Raw genomic sequence first — 18,649 nt, forward strand, 5'->3', positions numbered from 1 at the left:
GCTGACTGTGCATTCCCATGTGCAACTCAGGACGAAATCTACATGGAAGACGCAGAAAAGCTCGTTAAGAACGGCGTAAAACTCGTTGCAGAGGGCGCTAACATGCCAACTCGTGCAGATGCAATCGCATTCCTCCAGTCAAAGGGCGTTCTCTTTGCTCCAGGAAAAGCTTCAAACGCTGGTGGTGTAGCAGTTTCTGGTCTTGAGATGTCTCAGAACTCAGAGCGCCTCTCATGGAGCCGTGAGGAAGTTGACGCTAAACTCAAGCAGATTATGACAAACATCCACGACAACGCTTACGAAACAGCCAAAAAGTACGCTCCAAGCGCAACAATCGACTACGTTTCAGGCGCAAACATCTACGGCTTCTTGAAGGTAGCAAGGGCGATGATGGCGCAAGGTTTAGTCTAATCGAACCCAAAAAATTGACCGAGCGATGACGCCGCCTGCGCGTGAGCGCAGAGTAAATCTTACTTTTCGGCGCGAGAGTCGCTTGCGACTCTCATGGCTCAAGGTTTGGTCTAATAAACCAAGAAATGCGTAATGCGTAATTCATAATAAAAGGCGGAACATTGCTTTTCGGCGTGTTCCGCTTTTTTTGTGGAAAATTGACCGAAACAGTAAAATATATTACAATCAGTAAAGAACAGTAAAAGACAGTAAAAGAAATTTAATTCAGTAAAAGCGAGGTCTGTATGGTAAATCCCTTTTCTCTGACATTCGGCAAAAGTCCTTTTGAGACAATCGCTCGACCTATTCAGATTTCAGAAATCGTAGAGAATTTTTCATCGGAAACGGTAAATCAGCAGGTGTTCCTTATAACAGGACTTCGCGGTTCTGGGAAAACGGTTTTAATGACTGATGTGTGCAAAATCTTCAAGCAGGAAAGCGACTGGATAGTGCTTGAACTGAACCCGGAACTTGATTTGCTTGAAAGCCTCATGTCGAAACTTGTGAGCAACAATCAATGTTCGGAGATTTTCAAAAGTGCGAAAATAAATCTTTCATTTTGGGGCTTCGGGCTTGAACTCGGCGGGGGCGCGCAAATCACGGACAGGGAAACTGCCATCACGAAAATGCTTGAAAGCCTCAAAAAAAAGAAAAAACGGCTTCTGATTTCCATCGATGAAGTTACCGACAGCGAATATATGCGGATTTTTGCAAGTTCCTTTCAGATTTTTATTCGTCAGGATTTGCCAGTGTACCTTTTGATGACGGGGCTTTATGAGAATATCGAGGAACTTCAAAACGAAAAAAATCTGACATTTTTATACAGAACGCCAAAAATCGAGCTGAAAGGTCTTAACATTCGGGCAATCGCTTCAAAATACAAGTCAATTTTCAAACTCGAAGAAGAAGCCGCTTTGAGAATGGCAAAACTCACGAAAGGCTATCCGTTCGCTTTTCAGGTTCTCGGTTTTCTGACATGGAACAAAAACGGTGATTTTGAAGCCGTCCTTGATGACTACCAGCAATATCTTGAAGAATTCGTCTACGAAAAATTATGGTCAGAGCTGTCGCCAAAGGACAAGTTTGTTTTAAATGGAATGGCGAGAGCAAAAGACAACAAGATTATTTCCATAAGGGAGCAACTTGGGCTGGACACGAACGGTTTTAACCCATACCGAAAGCGTTTGATAAAAAAAGGCTTGATAGACGGCGAAGAACGCGGCATTTTGAAATTCACTCTCCCCCTTTTTGAGAATTTCGTGCGGGCGGTTTATGAATAGGGCAAGCAAATCGTAGTTTTTGTGGTAAATTGACCGTAGTTTTTGCGATAAGTTTCGCTTTTTTTTATTCAAATTCTGTGAGATACTATTTTTATGCCACAATACAGTGTCGGTCAAGCAATAAAGTGTACTCGCGAACGAAAGGATATTTCTCAAGCAATTCTTTGTGACGGAATTTGCTCTATAGCAACGCTTTCTAAAATCGAAAACGGTCAGCGGAATCCCTCGGCAAATGTAATGGAAGCTCTCCTTGAACGGCTGGGGCTTCCCATTGGCTTGTATAATGTTCCTGTGACGGAAGTTCGCTTTCAAAGAGCCGTGTTGGAGCAGAAAATTACCCACATTTTGGCAGGGCTTGGAAAAGATATTAGTGCATTGCTTAATGAATATGCGAATCTGCCCGAACCAATGGATAAATTTGAGCAGCAGTTCCATTTGCAGATGACGGGAATCCAAAACTATTTAAAACATTCTGCCCCAGAAGAAATTCTGCCCTATTATATACAAGCTTTGAAGATTACATTCCCCGAATATGATTTGGAAAAATTGCCCAAAGAAAAATATTTTACTTCGTTTGAGCTTATCATTCTGAATAACATTGCGCTTGAAGAGCATAGGCTTGGAAAAAAAGATGAGGCGGAGAAAATTTTGCTTTTCCTAAAAGAATATTACGAATCGGGGAAAATCGATGATGCCTCAATGGAAAAAGAATATCCCATTGTTCTTGCAAATCTCTCAAATTGGATGGAAGCCACAGGTCGCTTTGAAGAAGAATATGAGATTTCGAAAGCTGGTTTGGAATTCTGCATTAGGCGGGGGAAACTCAGTGTGCTTGAAGTGATGGCGTTTAACATTGGCTACAGTCTCATTCAATTGGGGAGAAAAGACGAAGGCATAAAGTACATAGACCAAGCTTTTTCGCTCATGGAACTGAAGGGGCAGAAAGAACGATTACAAAAAGGTATCGAGTATGTGCAAAAAATTATTCCCTATACTGCCCCTAGCCATAAATAAATTTTAGAAATTTTCCTAAAACGACAAGTTTGACTTTTTTTTCTGTGATATGCTTTAGGCATGAAAAAATTAAAACACTTTATTCTAACAACGGTCATTACATTTTTTGTGGCATTTTCATTTGTTTTTGCGTCTTGTTCGCAGATAACGAGTGAAGATGAAGGCGACACTTATTCAGAGTCATCTGTTCAAAACGAAGCGAATTCCGCAAGATTTGGTGGAGATGAAGATGGCTATGTGATAGGTAGTTAAAAGCCGATAGCTTCACATAAAATTTATAAGGAGGATAAATATGAAAAAAGCAAAATTTAACTTTGAAGAACCAGATTTGAGCCGCTGGCACATTCTTACCTACGACGAACTTCTCAAAGTGAACGGCGGGAGCGGAAACGACTCGGATGACAGCGATGACGAAGCGGTAGGAAACGAGAGCGAAGAGACTTCGGACGAAGGAGCAGAAACTGCGACCGAAAGCACGACTGGCGAAGAGGGCGTGGGCGAGCCGAGTGCCGACCCAACGAGCGAAAGCACTTCGAGCGGAACTAACTCGGAGTCGGAAAGCGGCGGTCATGAAATAGAGAACACTGTCGAAGCAGTGGCGAACGCCGAGGTCGGCGACACTCTCACCCGCGACGACGGAACGCAAGTGACGATTACGCAAGGCGACATAGACTGGGCGCAGGAGCATTGCGACTCATACGGAAAAGGCAACAGCGAGGAAGCAGAAAACAAAGAAGGCGATTTGACGACAAAAGAAGATGAAGAAAATTCCGATTCTTCTCTTGAAAACGAAAGCAATTCTGCAAACTCAAATTCCACCGCAAACAACACGGCGGAAGAAAAATCCGAACAAGGAACGGCAAATTCCACGAAAGAAAGCGAAAATTCTGCAAAGACCACTACAGAAGCGGAAACTTTGCCTCATGAAACTCATCACAATGCGAGTAATTTCACTGCACCAAATCCATATTTGGATTCTTCTTTGGGAAAAGAGCAGAATTTTATCGAAAGTTTGCCTCAATCTATAAAAATAGACGCTGATAACAAATCGTGCGCTTATCAATTTGGAGAGAGCTTGTCGATTGGTGTGCAAGGAGACAAGACGGATTTAAGAGAATGGGGCGGTGCTTTCTTTGAGTATAGCAAAGATATTGTAGTTGCTGGCTCTAGCGTAGTGTTGGATGCGAAGGCGGGATATAGTGTATCTGTGCCTGGTATGAGTGTGAAGGGAATAACTGAATATAATACCGATAATATCACAGGATCTCCGTATATCTCGGTTGGAGCAACTATTGAATTTTAATAAAAAGGATTTTCCCATGATTCTAAAAAAGAAATTCATCTTACTATTTTTTCTCTACTCGCTTTGTTTGTTTTCTTCTTTTTCGCAAGTGCAAGGAATAACTCGCCCTAAACTTATGGAAGAAGATGGACACTTGTTTGATAAGATGGTAGATGCCTATAACCAAAAAGATTTCGATAAATCTCTGGGTTTCGCTTCGCAACTTATTTCAAAATATCCTGTTTCCGAGAAGCCTGACTATTACTATTTGTATTTGTCGCGAGGTGGAATTTATATCAAACTGGGAAGATACGCTGAAGCCCTAAAAGACATAGAGACCGCGCTAGGAGTAAATCCAAACGACCCGATTAGTATAGAACTCAGAGGCTCGGTGTATTTTCGCACTGGCAGATACTCCGATTCCATCGCTGAAGATACACGGGCACTTTCGCTCGCCCCCCAAAAGATTGAGTGTTACAATAGCAGGGGTGAGGCTTATTGCAAACTTGGGAAATATGAAGAGGCTTTAGCAGACTTCACGGAATTTATTAAACGCAATGATACATACGCACTTGTCTATAAAAACAGGGGCTGGGTATATATACAACTGGGTGAGTATGATAAGGCTTTGAAGGATATTAGCAAAGCGATACAACTTGACGGCGATTCGTCTGAATATTTAAAAAGCCGCGGTGTCGTTTACCTGTATCTAAAGCAAAAGAAAGAAGCCCTAGCCGATTTTGAAAAAGCCCTCGAACTCGCAGAGTCTGATTCCGAAAAGCAGGAAATTTTCAACTACATTCAAATCTGCAAAAAGAAATAAATAAAAATATGGAAGTCTGCCACCCAGTACGGATTTATTTCTTGAACAAGTTACTTTTGGTCTTGCGGAGACAGGTTTTGATAAATAGAGGAAAGTGACATGATAGATTGGTTTGCAATATCCATGGGGGTGCTTTTTCTTATATATGGTATTTGTGCAAAGAAAATAGATTGGAAAGAAAAATTAAGTGAAGGACAATTGAGAAGAAAAAGAAAAATACTTATAGGTAGTAGTATAGTTCTTTTTCTTTGTGCGGTAGGTAAATATTTTCTGACGGAAATTAATTAAAAAAAAGGAGCATAAGAAATGAAAAAAGGAATAATATTCTATTTTTTGCTGGCAGTTACATTGTCTTTATATGCCGAAAAAACAATCTTAAACGACGACGGTTCTCTTGATGTTGTCGAAACTGAAGGTACTTTCTATCTCGGATACGGAAGCAAGGTATCTGAAGTAAAATTTGGAAGCAACAGCCCTAAAATTACCAAGATTATTTTGGAAGGGACTGCCTTTATCCATGATTATTCTTTTATCGCTGAGTGTGAGAATCTTGAAGTTTTGGTATTGAATACCATTATGACAGAAAATTTAAATTTGGATTTTTTGTCGAAATGCAAAAAACTGCGGGTCATTGCATTCGATGGCGTTGTTCACGCAACGAAACTTCCGAATTTAGCGAATCTTGAAAATCTTGAATATTTTGCCATGACGAACTGTGATTTAACAAGTTGCAGTGCCACATTGAAACACGGCAAAAATCTGAAATTCATTAACTTATGCCACAATAAAATCTCCGAATTGCCAAAACCAAGTTCGGGCGACAACGCACTATATTTTGTTTCCGGAAACATCATAAAAACTTCAAAATACAAAAACTATAATTTTGATGGAAACATAAGAAAGCGACTTGCTGAAGAGTTTTGGGCATATATTAGGTAGTATGAAAACGCTCGAAATCTGGGGAGAGGCAAAATGAAAAGAATCAGACCGATAATTCTTGCAATTGAGTTTTCGGCACTTTCATTATTTTTTATAACTGGTCTAATATTTACTTGGAGTGATACAAATACTTTTAGAAAACTTCAATTAGGTATAATTCCTTGCATAGTCCTTTTTTTGGGATTTACAACAAAAATAGAATATTATGAAGAGTATTTTTGTTTTTTTTCAGGTCAGTTTAAAAGAAAGATAAAATATGAGGACATTATAAGGATTTATAGCTCGTCAAATCCTGGCGGCTACTGGGTGCAAATCTGTGACGACCGAATACGAAAATACATGCTGTATTATCCTTATGAACGAAAAAAAATGCGGGCATTCTTTGACACGATAAAAAAGGCGAATCCTGCTGTTCAGATTGATGTATGGTGGTATCAGAAGCAACCTCGCGCAACGATTCTAAAGACATCACTAAAATTCTGCCTTTTTGTGCTGATTGTGCTGCTCGCCGATTTTCTTTTGCACATATTCAAAAAGTAAACCGTGTTGAGCGGCATTATAGATTTGTTGGTTTATAAAAAGATTATAAATGTGGAACGAGAGATTTACTTTACCAATAAATAATTGTATGTTGACTAGGTATCAGGAGCCTAAAAAAAAATGAAAAAAAATATCTTTTGCCTTTTGATTTGTTTATCGCTGAGCCTTTTGTATGGGCAGAGCATTTTTGGCGAGAAAAGTTCCAAGCCTGATTACATGGGCAGAAACGGAACGATTCTCTTGGACAAAACGGACGGGAACACGCATACTGTCGTAAGGAAGATGGAACTTGAAGTGACGGTGGGCGACTTGCTGCAGGAAACAGACAGAAATGTATTCACCAGTTATGAAAACGGCAAAAAAATATTTAAGCTGAAAGACAATGACAATATAAAGGTTTTGGAAACTTGCACCGTCGCGAGACTGAAAAAATCCAATGGAAAAACGGAGATTTATCAGCAGGAAGTCTGGTACAAAATACAAAAATCGAGCGAAATCGGCTGGCTGCACAAATCGGAAGGTACAAATCCGTATAAAAACAATTCGTTTGAGGTTCTTGAGAAAATCGAAAGTTCGGGGAGAAAATGGATTGTAAGGCGAATGAATCAGACGGTCGCGGTTTGGGAAAGGCTGAATGTCCGCGAAAAGCCAGGTTTGGACGGAAAAAAAATCTCCATGATTCATGATTTTGACAGCGGAAGCAGAAATCCGCAGGAAAATTACACCGTTGTCGCGATGACAGAGGAAAAAGATTCGATAGACGGCATGAATGATTATTGGCTGAAAATTGAGTACGCGCACGGAAAATACGGATGGATTTTTGGCGGCTATGCCACAGTTGAGCGAGGCGGACCTAAATATTATACCCCGGAGAATACGGCAATTTTTGCTTTGGGTTGGTATTAGAGAAGCAAAAAGGAGAGCATAAAAAACAAAAATTGGGAATAGGAGAACTTCAAAACAAAATGAACGGAAATTCAAAAACAACACTAGGATTTCTTATAATGTTACTGTGCATACTATATTTCATGTTGTGCTCGATACGCATGATTCTAGTCGGAGTCGGGAATGCAAAAGACCCGATTCGGAATATAGCGCAGAAGTCAAAACGCGCGTTGGTGATGGGGATTATCGGACTCGTGATTTTCTCGCTTGCCTTCATCGCGGTAACTGGACTATTGATTTTCATGCTATTCCATTTATAAAGGGGGGGGGAAATGAATCGAGAAATACTTATTCTTCTTTTCTTCGGAATTTGCCTGCTGATTGTGTCAATACGGGCAATTCTGGTCGGAATCGGGAAAGCAAAAGACCCAATCAGGCACATGAAGCAGAAGTCTGTAAAAATGCTGATTCAGGGAATCGGCGGGCTTGTGATTTTGATTTGCACTTCCGTATATATAGTATCGCATTGGTATAAATGACTTTGGTACAGGTTATAACTTAATAAACTAACGGGGATAAATCATGAAAAACAATCTTTCATCACATTATCTATTGAACCGCTACAGCTATTGTCTCTACTTTCTCGCGTGCGCCGTTTTTCTAGTCCGACTGAAATTGAGCGGCTGGGTTTTCGTGAAGGACGAAATTGTGTCGTTCGGAATAATCACCTTTTTCTACCTCCTTTGGATTTTCGTCTACGGAACTTTCCATTTTCGGGAACAGGCGAAAGTTTCAAGAGTGGATTACCAGACCCTAAAATTTGCTAAAGGAGCGCGGATTGCCGAAATCACAAAATCCGACATCGCGCAGATTTACATTCAAAAAATCACCAATGCGAAAATGCGTGGTTTGCGGTATAAAGTTCTTGTGATAACAAAAGACGGTGAGAAATTCAGGTTCACTTATGTTTCTAAGGTGTCAAACTCCGCTTCAACGGATTTAGTTGATGATTTTCTTTCTGAAACGGAGAATTTTTGGGGCTTGGGAGACAGAAGCATCATGCAATTATCACCCGATGTTTTCTTTTGCAATTAAAGGGGTGGAAAATATGACAGTACCATAAGGGGCGTTTGACAGTCGTGTTATGATTGTAGGGGGCGCGAAAGCGATTTGCCGTCTGCGGAAGACACGGAAAAATTCCGATTCTTTCGGTCTTGCGGAAACGGGTTTTGATAAAATAGGAAAAACAAAATGCAAAAATCTCTCTTAAAAAATGTAAGCATAATTTTTTACATAACGCTCATAGGCTGTTCGTCATCTCGTGCTGATGAACGAGTGTTTTTTTTCCAATACAACGGAAAGCGCGGAGTGATAAACGAAAAGCGCGAGATAATCATACCGCCCGAATATGATGAGATACGCTACAATAACTCGTATTATGTTTGTATATCTCAAGAAACTGATGGGAATGAAAATTATACGGTATTTTCGGACAAGAAAAAGATACTCTATCAGGGAAACACATTCGTTACGCCTGTGTCCAAAAAATATTTTGAAGTTGGCACTGAGCGTATTGTGAACGTACAGAAAAATAAAACCATGAAAACAAAGCGACGGTATGGTTTCCCTCGTTTTTTGGCGAACAATGATGACTGCGGCTGCTACGCTTTTGACCATGGGTATTACAAAAAAGATTTTGAGACACCGGCTGTCATACCTGAGAATGAATGGCCGTATTATATGGAAGTGTACCCGTTCAGAAAAAATCGGGCGTTGGTCTATGTCGATAAAAATAACAAAGATAATTTTCAAGTCATCAATGCAAAGGGGGAGGTCATCTGTTCGGATATACATGCTTCGGCTGGATTTTATTCCGAAGGATTATGCGCTGTCAAAATGGAAGACGGCAGAACGGGATTCATCGATGAAAACGGAGATTTTGTTTTTGAATGTCCGCTGTTTGTTCATTATTGGCTGGAACCGGGAAGAACAAAACCGCCGCTCGTGGCAGGACTGTTCAGCGAGGGAAAAGCCGTCGTCGAAACCGCTGAAAACCAATGGGCGATTTACGATAAAAGCGGGAAAAAATACGACTGGCCGGACGGCGTACAAAAAGCCAATGCCGCATACGCCAGTCATGTTGATGGCGAAGAATTCAAAAGCGGTCTTTTGCTTGTAGTGAAAAAAGAAAACGGCACAAGAAAATACGGCTACATCGACCATGAGTGCAAGGTTGCGATTCCCTGCATATTTGAGCAGGCATTTGATTTTATGAACGATTACGCCATCGTAAAACTGAACGGCACGGACGGCGTGATAGACCGCGCGGGGAATTTCTATTCCGCGGAATCAATAATGAATGGAAAGTAGCAAGCATGCAAGAAGTAGGAGAAAAATGAAAAAACTTATTGTGTTTCTTTATGTTCTTTTACTATTTTTACAGTAATCTGGCTAATTTATTTTTGTTTCCGTGATTTTTCAAGCATTTCCTCAAGTTCCAGCTGGGCTTCATCCAACCCCTCAAAAACCGGTTTTTCATCTTCAATAATTTGTTTCATCTTCGTGCCGAGAATCGTGTAAAATTGAGTCCATTCTTGCATGACAGGACGGTATACACCGCCTTCAAGCGCTTCGCAGACTGCCTCATACTGTGGAAATCTTTGGAGAATTTCTTCGTCTTTGAGGCTTGAGTAACGGCATGGAACTCCGCCGTGTATGACGGTTCTTTTCTGCACATCTTTGTCCATAAGGAATGTGAGCAAGTCTGTCGCTTCTTTGATGTTGACGCTGTTTGATGGGATTCCGATTGCCCAAATTCCATAAATGTTCGCATTGTTTGCTTTTCCGTCAGTGCGATATTTACCTGAAAGTGCGATATAGTCCATTGAAGAATTCCGGGTCGGTGTGTACCAGCCTGGCCAGCCGATTCCCATTACAGCGGATTTGTTTGCTATCGCGGCGATTAAATCATCTTTTTTTGCAGAACGCCCTGTTTTTATTAAAGTTTTGTACAATGAGAGGGCTTGTGCAAATTCATAAGTGTTCACTGTTGGCTTGTTGTCCTTGTCTACGACCCATGTGCCTCGTGATAGCAGAATCGGCAAAAAATCTACGACCACATTGTTAGGAGTGTCTCCGCGGTACATGAATCCGAGGTTGTGACGCTTTTTCTGAAATTTGCAGATTTGGAGAATGTCTTCAAGGGAATTTATTTTATCTTCCGTAAACCCTGCTTCTTTTATCATGAGTTTGTTGTACAAAAGAACCGTAACATTGCCGTAATAGGGAGCGAGGTAAATGTCGCCTTTATGGAAGCAAATCGATTTTGTTGCAGGAATAATGTCATCATCAAGGGTAAAATTCTGTTTTGAAAGATTTGTGAGAACCCCTTGAGAGATGTATTCGGCCATCCATGAACTGTCAATCATGCATAAATCATACTGACCTTCAGGATAGCTGGTGTTGTCGATTATCCTGTTGTAAAGTTCGCTTTCACTGAGTTCTACGATGTCGCATCTGATATTTGTTTTTTCTTCAAATTCAAGGGTAGATTCCTTTATGACATCTGAATAAATGCCTGAGCGCAAGGCAAGTTTGAGAATTTTCCTTGGAGTTTCGCTCGTTTTGTGCTTTTCGTGTTTTTCAAAGCAAGAGCTTAGGAGCGTAATAATGAGAATTGTGCTTATAAAAGCGAGTGCCTTATGGATTGATGGTTTCAGCATAGACAAAATCCTGCTTTAAAATCAGCGGAAAGTTCCTGACTGATATTTTTTCATTCGGTTGCGGACATCATTCATACAAACGGTGATTTTTGATTTTGGAATGGAACAGAATAATTCTACAAGTTCACCGTCAAGTTGTTTACCGGCGACAAGTCGTAATTCTGAAATCGCATTTTCGTAAGGAAGGGAAGGCCTGTATGAGCGATCCATAGTGATTGCAGAATATGTGTCGGCGATGGCGAGAATTCGTGAGGCGAGAGGAATTTCTTCTCCTTTGAGATGATAATAGCCTGTTCCATCGACCCTTTCGTGGTGATATTTAATCCAGAATGTAATCGTTTTGAGTGAGGGGATTGAGCTGAGAATTTCCATGCAGATTTCGGGATGCTTTTGAATCAACTCCCGCTCTTCGGGAAGCAACTTTCCCTTTTTGTTAATGATGCTCCGTGGAATTCCCAGTTTGCCGATGTCAAGAAGAAGCGATGCGTATTGCAGGTTCATGGGATTGAGTTTTATGCGTTCTGACAATGGAAGGTAATCGTAGATGAGCATCGTAAGGTTCTGTACATGGAGAGAATGGCCGTCGAGGTTTTCGTCTCCAGCCTCAATGACTCCGACCAGCCGCTCAAGAATTTCCATAGAAAGTGCGCTGATTCCCTTCATTTGAATAAAGCCCCATGCAAGCATTATGTAAAAGGTGATGGCGATGCACAGTAATGGGAAGGCGTATATGGCCGCCGTCTGTTCGTAATTAAGAAAGAAGACAGAAACAGCGATGAATGAGATTTCGACTATGATGAGGAAAATGTTTGAGAGGATTTTTACTTTTCCGCTCAGGTATAAGGCATTGGGACGGTATAAAAGCAGGAAAAAAGTTGCGAGCATATTCGCAATCATAATGATGATGCCAACGATAAGCATATATTCTGAAAATGCGATTGAATCCATAATTATGCGTCTCCTGGAATTGATTCCGTGCTGAAGTGAATTTGATTTTTACCGGCCCGTTTTGATTCATAGAGGGCTTCATCTGCCCGCTTGTAGGCATTATCTATGTCCATGTCACTGGGACAGATTTCCGTAACGCCAAAAGAAGCGTGAATTCCGTTTATGCCGTCAAATTTTACGGCGTTTAGGGAATTGAGTATTTTTTGCATTAAGTCTGTTACTTCCGTTCGGGATTTCATGCCTCGTATAAAGATGATGAATTCGTCTCCTCCAAGTCGCCCTGCCAGACTGTGAGGAACTTTTAAATCCCATGAAGAGATTTTTTCTCTGTCATCTTCGTTGAGATCGAGGCTTGCGATGATTGTTTTCCCCACTGTTTGGATAACTTTGTCGCCCATTTGATGACCTAAGTTGTCGTTGATTTGCTTGAATCCGTCCAGATCCAAGAGACAGAGGGCGAGATAATTTTCGTGTTTTTGATGAAGGATTTGCTCTGCGATTGAGAAAAGCTTGCCTCGATTTAATAGACCTGTGAGTGCATCAAAACTTGACTTGATTTCAAGCTCTCGTTGAACCTGCAAATCTTTTTGATACAAGATGAACTGTGCGACTCGTGTTCGCTGGAAAGTGTAGTGAAGCGCGATGGCAAGAGTGCTGATGACTGCAACATTGTATGTGTCGTGATAGGCGATAGAAAAAGTTTTGAAAGAATATGATGTGACTAAGAAGGCAGTGACATTTAAAATCGTAAGGAAAATCATCGTGTACATGTTTCCGATGAAAGAAAGGGATGTGAGTACCAAAAGAACGAGGAACATTGTTGCCGGCATGTAGGGTTGGGCAATAGATGCGGCTATTCCATAAGAAAGTAGGATAAGAATGCTCGCAAACACAGCCAGGTAATTGTGGCGTATGACTGAACGAGGGAAGAAGAGAAGCCATATTTCAAAAATGGTACTGATGATTACATAGCTGCCATAAAAAGGGATTTTCTCTTCATTAACACCAAAAAGATTCAAGTAAGAGAATGACAGATAAAGGAGATTGATTAAAATAAACCAAGTGGTAAGGATTGTAATGTGCTTACGGTTTGTTGAGCGGATTAATTCAGAACATTCTTTGTAGGACTCCCGTGAGTAACCGTAAAAATTAAAGCTTCGATAGGTCATTAGGCACATTCCTGACAATATTTTCTTAAAATAATTATAAGTCATAATAACAAAACAATCAAAGTTTTTATTATAGATTTTTCCAAAAAAGAGAATTATAATAGAAGAATCATTCACTTTTGACTTGGAGATTTTATGGAAACCACACTTCCGCGCCTGTTTAGAAAGAGAGCTTCAGAATATCCAGAGATTGCTTTTCAGATGAGCCGCTTTAAGGATGGGCATTTTGAGCCGACCACTTATAAAGAAGCGTATGAAACAGCAGTTGCCTTTGCAGGTGGCCTCTTGGCTCATGGAGTAGTTCGCGAGGAGCATATTGGTCTTATCTCTGATAACCGCAAAGAGTGGGAGCAGGCCGACATGGGCCTGATGATGCTGGGGGCGATTGATGTTCCCCGTGGCTGTGACGCTACAATCGGCGATTTGGAGTATATTCTTTCTTTCGCAGAGTGCAAGCGTGTAATCGTGGAAAATTCCAGCCAGATTGAGAAAATTCTTGGAATCAAAGAAAAATTGCCCCTCGTAAGTGAGATGATTGTCTTTGAAAAGCCTAGCGACAAAGACCTTGAATCAACCAAAACGGCAGGAATCACGCTTTATTCCTTTGAGCAGATTGTCGAGGACGGTAAAAAATACAACGAGGCGAATCCCGGTAAAGTCGATGAAGAAATGGACAAGGGCAAGTGGGATGATTTGGCAACGATTATCTTCACATCTGGCACAACCGGTAAGCCTAAGGGCGTTATGCTCTCTCACGGAAATTTCATCACTCAACTTGACGAGGTTTGTGAGCGCATTTACCTTCACCCAGGCGACCGGGGACTTATGGTTCTCCCGGTCTGGCATGCTTTCCAGCGTGCGGTTGAATATGTAGTTATTAATCAGGCGGCTACAATCTGTTATTCAAAGCCTGTTGGCCCCATTCTCCTCGCAGACCTTAAAACCCTTAATCCTCAGGTTTTGCCTGCCGTTCCCAGGGTTTTCGAGGCTGTATACGACGGCATTTACCGCAACATGCGAAAAACCGGCGGATTAGTCCTCCGTCTCTTCAATTTCTTCGTGGCAATCGCCCTCTTCCATTCAAAACTTGACCGAGTTCTTTTTGACCGAACCACACGCTATGGCATGGATAAGCGCTGGCTTCAGTGGCCCGCCTTTGTCCTTCCCTGGCTCTTCTGTTATCCCATCAAGCTTTTGGGCGGGGCGATTATTTTCCGCAAAATCCGAAAAATGCTGGGTACGGGCTTCCGTGCGGGTGTTGCTGGCGGTGGCGCATTGCCTCCTGCCGTTGATAAATTCTTCTGGGCAATCGGAATCAAACTCGTTGAAGGCTACGGCCTTACCGAAACGGCTCCGATTATCTCCGTCAGGCCGATTGACCGCCCGGTTTTGGGAAATGTCGGTTCTGCAGTGCGGGGACTTTCTGCCCGCGTCGTTGACCCGATTACAAGAAAACCTCTCAAGCGGGGTAAAAAAGGTGTCCTCGAAGTAAAGGGCGGCACTGTCATGAAGGGCTACTACAAGCAGCCTGAACTCACGGCAAAAGCAATAGATGATAACGGCTGGTTCGACACAGGGGATTTGGCTCGTCTTACGGCGAACAACGAAATCGTCTTACGGGGCCGCACTAAAGATACAATCGTTCAGACTGGCGGCGAGAACATTGAGCCTCTTCCAATCGAAATGAAGATGCAGGAATCCCGCTTTATCCAGACGGCTGTTGTTTTGGGACAAGACCAGCGTTATCTGGCTGCCCTTGTTGTTCCTGAACAGGCTGAGGTCGAGGCCTTCTGCAAGGAGTCAAATCTTCCTTACAAAAAATATTCTGATATGGTAAAAAGCGCGGAAGTGCTTCATCTCATTGAAACCGAAGTTGCAACCAGAGTCAACTCAAAGAACGGCTTTAAAATGTACGAGCGAATCAACAAAATCGCTTTGCTTGAAAAGCCCTTTGAGGTGGGCGTTGAGCTTTCCGCAAAGCAGGAAATCATGCGCTTCAGAATCAACGAGATTTACTCTGGCGAGATTAAAAAATTATTCAAAGCCTAAAAATCAAGGACGGCCGCATAAGAGCCGTTGTTTACCCATGTCATTAAATCTGCGGAGTCAGAGCTTGCCGAAACATAGCTGTTTGTGGCTGAAAGCAAGTCTGTTCCGTAGATTAAAGTTTGTTCTGTGCCGCTTGTACTGGCAGTTCCCGCCGTAAGAGCACCGTTTGTATTGCTTGCAAAATATCCGTTTCCTGAGAATGTTCCATTTCTGATGTTAGAAAGGCTTGAATTGTAGACCATATCGTTTGTTGTGCTTGTCTGTTCTGCGTTTGAATACACGCAGTTTTCTCGCCAATAAGAATTCTGTGTTGAAGTAGTGCCATTCCTCTGAATTCCGACTATCGCTCCAGGAACTCCGTTTACATAAGTGCTGCCTGAATATTTTGTCGGCAGGGTTATTGTGCCGTAGTTTACGCAGTTTTTAACAGTGCCATCATTTATGCCGCAGATTCCGCCTGCGATTCCCCATATACCCGCCCAGTTGCTTTGATTATATGTACAAATTAAATTCGTAGTGTTTACGCAATTTTCGATGATGCCAGCATTTCCGCCAGAAATTCCGCCGGTTTTTGTCCAGAGAGTTACGGTGACAGTTCCCAAATCAACCCAGCAGTTTCTGATTAATCCTGAGTTCTCATAGCATATACCGGCAAAATCTATATATTCTCCTGTATTATTTCCTTCTGTTGCGCTGATTGCTACACCAGGAGCAATCTGGAGTTTTACATTCTGTATGATTCCAGCGTTTGTATGACAAATCATGTTGAAAATTTCTGAATTTACCTGACCGCTCGTGATTGTGTGACCGCAACCGTCGAAAATGCCTTTAAATTCCAGATTAGAAGTTTCTTTGCCTGTCTCTGGATTATAACCGTATGGCGTATATGCAGAATCAAGAGTCAAATCCGAAGCAAGGTTTATGTAAACATTTTCTGAGTTGATGTCATAGGAATTCAGCGCATCCATGACTTTTATTAAGTCAGTTGATGTGTCAATGCCATATTCGGTATATTTTTTTCCGTTTTCGGTGATGATTGACGAAAGTTTACCAAGCAAATTTATTATGTAAGTTGAAGTGTTTGACAAGGCAAACTTATCGTAGTTCGTAGCAATTAGACCTTCACTTTCTTCTGTGAGAATCTGCCTGTCTTTGCTGTATGTTTGGGGTGTAATCGTTGCCGCCGTTGATTCGACGAGATTTCCTCCGATATTAATGTAGGTGTCGTTTTTAAGATATACATCATTGTCGCTTGTGATGATTGCGCTTCCGCTGATTGTAAATTCTCCATTAGCCAATACGGCAATTCCTTTTCCGGTAGTGGATGTGTTGGCCGTGATTTTACCGTCGCTCATTGTAAATGTCGCGGTATTGCCTTGGTTGTTGTAGACACACACGCCGCCGCCATTGTGACCGCTTCCCGTATTGTTTGAGGAAATTTCGCCGCCTTTCATGGTGAAACTTCCCATTGAGAAGACTCCGCCACCGCTTTGTTTGGAAGTGTTGCTGCTTATTTTTGCGGTGTTGCTTATTTCAAGGCTTGCACCGTCTGTGTTGAAAATACCCGCGCCACTCTGTTCTTGGGTTTTATTTGAGACGATTTCTCCTCCGGTCATAATGAATGTTCCTGAGTTGAATACGCCGCCACCGTTCAAACCCGCTGTGTTTGAGCTGATTGTTCCACCTGTTATTGTAAGATTTCCGCCGCTGAAAATGCCGCCACCATCTGAACTTGCCGTATTAGTCGTGATTATTCCGCTGTTAATCGACAAATGCGCAGTTGAACTGTCACTGTAAATTCCACCACCTTTGTTCGCGCTGTTGCTTGTGATTGTGCTGCCTGTAACGGTAAGTTTTCCTGGCGCGTAAATTCCACCACCGTAAGTTGTCGCAGTGTTCTCGGAGATAGAGCAGTCTTCTACCGTGAGATATTTACCTGTTGTTACTTGAATTCCACCGCCATTTTCTGACGCCGTGTTATCTTTTATTTCCACTCCATAAAGCAACGGGGTCGCGCTAGATTTTGTATTTACGGCAACTCCGCCACCATTTTTTGCGCTATTATTTGAAATGCTTCCATTTTTCATTCTGAAAGAATTCAAACTGTCCGTAGCGTAAATTCCACCGCCAGAGCCAGAATTGGCATGATTATTTTTTAAAGTGAGATTTGAAGTTATGACCGTGCCGTCACCGCCTATGTCTGCATAGATTCCGCCGCCAGAATTTGCCGTGGCTGTGTTCGAGCTGATTTCACAATCTGAAATCATAAGTGTTCCGCCGCCGCTTACCGTGTAGTCAATTCCACCGCCGTAAGTCGCCGCCGTGTTCCCAGAAATTACAGTTCCGTCATAAATGAAAACACCAATAGGCATTCCAGAAATGCTGATTCCTCCGCCTCGGCCGCTTGATGTGTTTCCGCTTATGCTTCCGCCTTGCATTGAAAAACTACCGCAAGAAACAATCCGTATTCCGCCACCGTCTGAACTGGAGTTGTTGTCTTTTATATTGCAGTTGGAAAGAGTCACTGTTGTATTAGGAATTCCAGCCCCGTTTAAATAAAGACCGCAAGTCCCGTTTTGAATAGTAAGATTCTTGAGGGTTATATTTTTCTCTGTGTTTATCGTAAGAACCGTTCCGCTTGCATTTCCGTCCAAAATGTCTGAAGTCGCGTTGTTTTTGCCTTCGATTGAGAGCATGTTTGCCGCAAGGTTTGACGGAATGTTTGAAAGCCCTGTGATTGTTCCGGAAATATAAATCGTATAATCACTTGAGGAAATATTGATTTCTTGAATCGTGTCGATTGCTTTTTGTAGCGTTGCGAATGGAGCTTCTTCCGAGCCTGTGCCCGTTTCATCATTTCCAGTTGAGGAGGCATAGAGAACCGTAACAACTCCGTCACCTGTCCAGTTTGCGAAAATTGTTCTGTTGTATGTTATGGGTGTCGAAAAATTAAATGTTTCAGTAAAATCACTTTTTGAGTACCAGCCATCGAAAACATAGCCAAGTTTTGCCGGTGTCGCAGGAACGGTGATGGTTGAGCCTTTTAGGACTTTTAACGAGGCAATGGGAAGCCCGCCGTTTGTATTAAACTTTACAGTTACATATTCGCCATCTTCTTTTTCGGCCGCATCCCATTCAAGTTGAATCTTAACATTTTCCTCGCCACTTGAAACAGAAGCATTCGCCCGCCCTTTTGCGATATATGTTCCCATGCTGTCGTAGCCGTAGGCATAAATTGAATATGAGCCTTTGCTTACATTTTGAGAGATTGTTGAATTTCTTCCGCCATAGCAAGAATAAAATTTGCCGCTGTCACGGTAAAAATCAAGTCTGCAAGTCGCGATGTCACTTATGAGATAGCCGTAATCTTCGGATTCTTCCTGGGGAGGTGTGATTTTGACATTTAAAGACGGCGAACTTATGCCGAGCGCATCCTCAATTTGAGAACAAGAGAAAAATACGAAAGACGCGGCAAGCGAAATGAGAATAATGAATGAAAAGAAAAAAAAATTCCTTCGCATAATTAAATAGTACAATAAATTATAACC

At 41.9% G+C, this 18,649-nt stretch carries 16 protein-coding genes and 1 pseudogene; 13 read left to right on the forward strand and 4 right to left on the reverse strand.

Going from position 1 to position 18,649, the window contains the following annotated elements:
* The 12 genes and pseudogenes from B2089_RS08285 to B2089_RS08340 all read left to right on the forward strand — a co-directional run.
* Positions 1 to 411: pseudogene (locus B2089_RS08285) on the forward strand (NADP-specific glutamate dehydrogenase); the annotation flags it as partial.
* 284 nt (positions 412 to 695) lie between these two features.
* Positions 696 to 1,730 carry an ATP-binding protein gene (locus B2089_RS08290; RefSeq protein ID WP_296324513.1) on the forward strand — a complete coding sequence of 345 codons (1,035 nt, stop codon included), beginning with the start codon at positions 696 to 698 and terminating at the stop codon, positions 1,728 to 1,730.
* A 93-nt stretch (positions 1,731 to 1,823) separates the two neighbouring features.
* Positions 1,824 to 2,744: a helix-turn-helix domain-containing protein gene (locus tag B2089_RS08295; protein ID WP_296324517.1), complete on the forward strand. Its 921-nt coding sequence runs from the start codon at positions 1,824 to 1,826 to the stop codon at positions 2,742 to 2,744.
* 60 nt (positions 2,745 to 2,804) lie between these two features.
* Positions 2,805 to 2,996 (forward strand): hypothetical protein, encoded by a 192-nt coding sequence (locus B2089_RS08300; protein ID WP_296324520.1) that lies wholly within the window; start codon positions 2,805 to 2,807, stop codon positions 2,994 to 2,996.
* Positions 2,997 to 3,036: 40 nt separating this feature from the next.
* Positions 3,037 to 4,047 (forward strand): hypothetical protein, encoded by a 1,011-nt coding sequence (locus tag B2089_RS08305; RefSeq protein ID WP_296324523.1) that lies wholly within the window; start codon positions 3,037 to 3,039, stop codon positions 4,045 to 4,047.
* Positions 4,048 to 4,114: 67 nt separating this feature from the next.
* Entirely contained in the window at positions 4,115 to 4,849 is a 735-nt protein-coding gene (locus B2089_RS08310) for a tetratricopeptide repeat protein (RefSeq protein ID WP_296324527.1), read from the forward strand.
* Positions 4,850 to 4,948: 99 nt separating this feature from the next.
* Positions 4,949 to 5,137 carry a hypothetical protein gene (locus B2089_RS08315; protein WP_296324529.1) on the forward strand — a complete coding sequence of 63 codons (189 nt, stop codon included), beginning with the start codon at positions 4,949 to 4,951 and terminating at the stop codon, positions 5,135 to 5,137.
* A gap of 18 nt (positions 5,138 to 5,155) precedes the next feature.
* The gene (locus B2089_RS08320; RefSeq protein ID WP_296324532.1) at positions 5,156 to 5,788 is read left to right on the forward strand and encodes a hypothetical protein; all 633 of its coding nucleotides are present in this window, start codon (positions 5,156 to 5,158) and stop codon (positions 5,786 to 5,788) included.
* Positions 5,789 to 6,448: 660 nt separating this feature from the next.
* Positions 6,449 to 7,234 (forward strand): SH3 domain-containing protein, encoded by a 786-nt coding sequence (locus tag B2089_RS08325; protein ID WP_296324535.1) that lies wholly within the window; start codon positions 6,449 to 6,451, stop codon positions 7,232 to 7,234.
* A gap of 311 nt (positions 7,235 to 7,545) precedes the next feature.
* Positions 7,546 to 7,752, forward strand: coding sequence for a hypothetical protein (locus B2089_RS08330; protein ID WP_296324540.1), 207 nt, complete (start codon positions 7,546 to 7,548; stop codon positions 7,750 to 7,752).
* 43 nt (positions 7,753 to 7,795) lie between these two features.
* Positions 7,796 to 8,308: a hypothetical protein gene (locus B2089_RS08335; protein WP_296324544.1), complete on the forward strand. Its 513-nt coding sequence runs from the start codon at positions 7,796 to 7,798 to the stop codon at positions 8,306 to 8,308.
* A 156-nt stretch (positions 8,309 to 8,464) separates the two neighbouring features.
* Complete coding sequence (locus B2089_RS08340) at positions 8,465 to 9,583, forward strand: WG repeat-containing protein (protein WP_296686761.1); 1,119 nt, start codon at positions 8,465 to 8,467, stop codon at positions 9,581 to 9,583.
* Positions 9,584 to 9,669: 86 nt separating this feature from the next.
* On the opposite strand, the gene B2089_RS08345 is transcribed toward B2089_RS08340, so the two are convergent.
* From B2089_RS08345 to B2089_RS08355, 3 genes are read right to left on the reverse strand one after another with little or no spacing between them, the layout of a single operon-like run.
* Entirely contained in the window at positions 9,670 to 10,935 is a 1,266-nt protein-coding gene (locus tag B2089_RS08345) for an extracellular solute-binding protein (protein ID WP_296324550.1), read from the reverse strand.
* A gap of 21 nt (positions 10,936 to 10,956) precedes the next feature.
* Positions 10,957 to 11,883: an HD-GYP domain-containing protein gene (locus B2089_RS08350; RefSeq protein WP_296324553.1), complete on the reverse strand. Its 927-nt coding sequence runs from the start codon at positions 11,881 to 11,883 to the stop codon at positions 10,957 to 10,959.
* 2 nt (positions 11,884 to 11,885) lie between these two features.
* On the reverse strand, positions 11,886 to 13,052 hold the full coding sequence (locus B2089_RS08355; protein WP_296324558.1) for a GGDEF domain-containing protein: 1,167 nt from the start codon (positions 13,050 to 13,052) through the stop codon (positions 11,886 to 11,888).
* A 135-nt stretch (positions 13,053 to 13,187) separates the two neighbouring features.
* Here B2089_RS08355 and B2089_RS08360 point away from each other — a divergent pair, with 135 nt between their 5' ends.
* The gene (locus B2089_RS08360; RefSeq protein ID WP_296324561.1) at positions 13,188 to 15,101 is read left to right on the forward strand and encodes an AMP-dependent synthetase/ligase; all 1,914 of its coding nucleotides are present in this window, start codon (positions 13,188 to 13,190) and stop codon (positions 15,099 to 15,101) included.
* Here the strand turns inward: B2089_RS08360 and B2089_RS08365 are convergent.
* A complete protein-coding gene (locus tag B2089_RS08365) occupies positions 15,098 to 18,622 on the reverse strand; it encodes a beta strand repeat-containing protein (protein WP_296324565.1) in 3,525 nt (1,174 codons plus the stop codon). The genes B2089_RS08360 and B2089_RS08365 overlap by 4 nt on opposite strands.
* Positions 18,623 to 18,649: the final 27 nt, after the last annotated feature.

Origin of the sequence: Treponema sp. UBA3813 (genome assembly GCA_002368605.1) — a bacterium.
Classification (GTDB): Bacteria; Spirochaetota; Spirochaetia; order Treponematales; family Treponemataceae; genus Treponema_D.

Coding starts and splice junctions, on each gene's coding strand:
- B2089_RS08290 (WP_296324513.1), top strand. CDS start 696: ATGGTAAATCCCTTTTCTCTGACATTCGGCAAAAGTCCTTTTGAGACA.
- B2089_RS08295 (WP_296324517.1), top strand. CDS start 1,824: ATGCCACAATACAGTGTCGGTCAAGCAATAAAGTGTACTCGCGAACGA.
- B2089_RS08300 (WP_296324520.1), top strand. CDS start 2,805: ATGAAAAAATTAAAACACTTTATTCTAACAACGGTCATTACATTTTTT.
- B2089_RS08305 (WP_296324523.1), top strand. CDS start 3,037: ATGAAAAAAGCAAAATTTAACTTTGAAGAACCAGATTTGAGCCGCTGG.
- B2089_RS08315 (WP_296324529.1), top strand. CDS start 4,949: ATGATAGATTGGTTTGCAATATCCATGGGGGTGCTTTTTCTTATATAT.
- B2089_RS08320 (WP_296324532.1), top strand. CDS start 5,156: ATGAAAAAAGGAATAATATTCTATTTTTTGCTGGCAGTTACATTGTCT.
- B2089_RS08325 (WP_296324535.1), top strand. CDS start 6,449: ATGAAAAAAAATATCTTTTGCCTTTTGATTTGTTTATCGCTGAGCCTT.
- B2089_RS08330 (WP_296324540.1), top strand. CDS start 7,546: ATGAATCGAGAAATACTTATTCTTCTTTTCTTCGGAATTTGCCTGCTG.
- B2089_RS08335 (WP_296324544.1), top strand. CDS start 7,796: ATGAAAAACAATCTTTCATCACATTATCTATTGAACCGCTACAGCTAT.
- B2089_RS08340 (WP_296686761.1), top strand. CDS start 8,465: ATGCAAAAATCTCTCTTAAAAAATGTAAGCATAATTTTTTACATAACG.
- B2089_RS08345 (WP_296324550.1), bottom strand. CDS start 10,935: ATGCTGAAACCATCAATCCATAAGGCACTCGCTTTTATAAGCACAATT.
- B2089_RS08350 (WP_296324553.1), bottom strand. CDS start 11,883: ATGGATTCAATCGCATTTTCAGAATATATGCTTATCGTTGGCATCATC.
- B2089_RS08355 (WP_296324558.1), bottom strand. CDS start 13,052: ATGACCTATCGAAGCTTTAATTTTTACGGTTACTCACGGGAGTCCTAC.
- B2089_RS08360 (WP_296324561.1), top strand. CDS start 13,188: ATGGAAACCACACTTCCGCGCCTGTTTAGAAAGAGAGCTTCAGAATAT.
- B2089_RS08365 (WP_296324565.1), bottom strand. CDS start 18,622: ATGCGAAGGAATTTTTTTTTCTTTTCATTCATTATTCTCATTTCGCTT.